The organism is Parabacteroides sp. AF17-3 (assembly GCF_003635445.1).
GTDB classification, from domain to species: domain Bacteria; phylum Bacteroidota; class Bacteroidia; order Bacteroidales; family Tannerellaceae; genus Parabacteroides; species Parabacteroides goldsteinii.
In genome coordinates this window covers 291,977-294,016 of record NZ_QTMM01000006.1, presented here as the reverse complement: position 1 = coordinate 294,016, position 2,040 = coordinate 291,977, and the positions used below count along the sequence as shown (strand labels likewise).

The window sequence follows — 2,040 nt, the reverse complement described above, 5'->3', positions numbered from 1 at the left end:
TATATGCTACTAAGCAATATTGATTATACAAGAGGTCTTTTAAGAATACAGGTATCAATAAGGCTATGATTGTAGCGTTCTGAAACCACTTCTGTACTTTCAATAAGAGGTTAATGTATAAATGATTTCCTATGTAATTGAACCCCCATTTATAATTATGCTGTTTCAGATAAGATAGTGAAAACCACAATCCTACAAGTGAAGCAATAAGGGCTACTCGCCACCATGCTCCCATGTATGGGAACATACCTTTTAAGAATGTCAGCAAAACAATACCTATTATGCTACATTCATATACTATTCTTACTTTTGTTACATCATTCATATATGTACGCTATTTGTTGGTAATGGTTAGCAGGGAACGGCTCGTCCGTTATCCTGCGTTGTTATCAACCAGTTCTATACTCAATATTTATCTGCAACTTCAAATTCACCGATTGTTTGTGTGCAGATGTCAATGTACGGAATAGTCTTGACTATCTTGATGTTTTCAATGTCCTCACTTCCTCCCATAGCCAACAGTAGGGAATACCCGAAACATTCGTCATTGTCGGGAGTTCCGAGTTTCTCTTGTATTACAGGATAATTTTCTAAGTCAAACCAACCTTTCAAGAAACTTTGATTTACCATTACCTTATTAAAAATTGCACGAAGATTGGCAGGAAGTATTAAATATGTTCCGTATCTGACATTCAGATAAACAACGTAATTATTCAGTCTTGGGTTCTTTACATAGGCAAAGACATCGCCGAAAGCCGTACACATGAATGGCAGAAACGATTTGTCATCTTCCTTCTCATAACAGGAGTTTATCACATCTTGGTAATCGGACGGATTGATAAGCTTAAACAGCCCATTACAATAACTGCCCAGCCCGACTTCCTGCCATAAAGTATTCAGTTCGGGGTAGGACAAATCGGCGTATTTGGCAATAAAAGTATCATCTACTGCCTGCCTCTTATTATTGAGGCTCTTTTCTAAAAATTCTTCGTACATATTTATGCGCTTTATGGTTTATAATGGCTTGGCGGGGAACGGCGTTAGTCCGTTATCCCGGCTTGTTATGAACTTACTTTACCCCTTGTGCCTTTTATAATTTGCATAGCGAGCATTTAGAGTGTCCCGCCATTCTTGGCTTGGGCAAGAGTTTATTAACTGAATATACTTATTCTCATCATCAACGCAAACAGACTCTACAAGTTTTAATAAACTCCACTGCAAATCATAAAAAGCATTTTCAGGAAAGATTTGTACCAACACCATAGCTTCATCAAATGATATGGGAAGTTGTATTTGTTCTAATAAGGCATCATAAGTATTTACTAATTCATCAATACTCTCTGTATCATTGATGCTTTCATTAGGCATACGACCCAAATCTTTCAACTGTAAAATTTCATTTCTCATATCGTGTACTCTAATTGTTCATAATGGTTCAGCAGGGAACGGCTTGTCCGTTATCCTGCTTCGTTAATGGTAAATTATATTTTTCCCTGTCTGTGCAATGCCTCTATGAAAAAGCAAGTAAAGGTTGCCACTATATATACAGTAAGTGCCCACACTCCAACTTTACGTTGCACAGAGTTTTCATCCTCATACTTGGTTATAATTCTTCTGTACCTTTTCTTGAAGAAAAATCTGCCACACAGCAATGCTATTAAACTGCCTTCAATGATATAGTATTGAGTATCGGACGGATAATCAATGATTCCGTATTGGGTTAATATACCCCATGCGGTTAATACATTTGTACTTAACATGACCGAAAACAAAAGCATTGCCAAAAATGTGGCTCCTTCCGATACAGAAGAATGAAGCCATAATCTATAAAACCTATAATATAAATAGTCTATCATATACCTTATTACCATTAATGGTTTGGAAAGGAACACCGTTCAGGGGTTATCTTTCCTTGTTACCAATGAATTTACTTTTGTATATAGCGTACTCTACTGTGTAAGTAGCCAGCTTCACGCCTAAGAACATGCCTACAAGCAATATATATGCTACTAAGCAATATTGATTATACAAGAGGTCTTT

At 36.7% G+C, this 2,040-nt stretch carries 4 protein-coding genes; all 4 read right to left on the bottom strand.

What is annotated here, in order from left to right; all coding sequences use genetic code 11:
- Positions 1-325 (bottom strand): hypothetical protein (locus DWW91_RS28040; protein ID WP_233584458.1); only part of this gene is annotated, 325 nt, incomplete at its 3' end.
- 80 nt (positions 326-405) lie between these two features.
- Positions 406-996: a T6SS immunity protein Tdi1 domain-containing protein gene (locus DWW91_RS10225; RefSeq protein ID WP_032535959.1), complete on the bottom strand. Its 591-nt coding sequence runs from the start codon at positions 994-996 to the stop codon at positions 406-408.
- 78 nt (positions 997-1,074) lie between these two features.
- A complete protein-coding gene (locus tag DWW91_RS10220; protein ID WP_032535954.1) occupies positions 1,075-1,407 on the bottom strand; it encodes a hypothetical protein in 333 nt (110 codons plus the stop codon).
- 74 nt (positions 1,408-1,481) lie between these two features.
- Positions 1,482-1,856 (bottom strand): hypothetical protein, encoded by a 375-nt coding sequence (locus tag DWW91_RS28380; RefSeq protein WP_027202909.1) that lies wholly within the window; start codon positions 1,854-1,856, stop codon positions 1,482-1,484.
- Positions 1,857-2,040 lie beyond the last annotated feature (184 nt).

Coding starts and splice junctions, on each gene's coding strand:
- DWW91_RS10225 (WP_032535959.1), bottom strand. CDS start 996: ATGTACGAAGAATTTTTAGAAAAGAGCCTCAATAATAAGAGGCAGGCA.
- DWW91_RS10220 (WP_032535954.1), bottom strand. CDS start 1,407: ATGAGAAATGAAATTTTACAGTTGAAAGATTTGGGTCGTATGCCTAAT.
- DWW91_RS28380 (WP_027202909.1), bottom strand. CDS start 1,856: ATGATAGACTATTTATATTATAGGTTTTATAGATTATGGCTTCATTCT.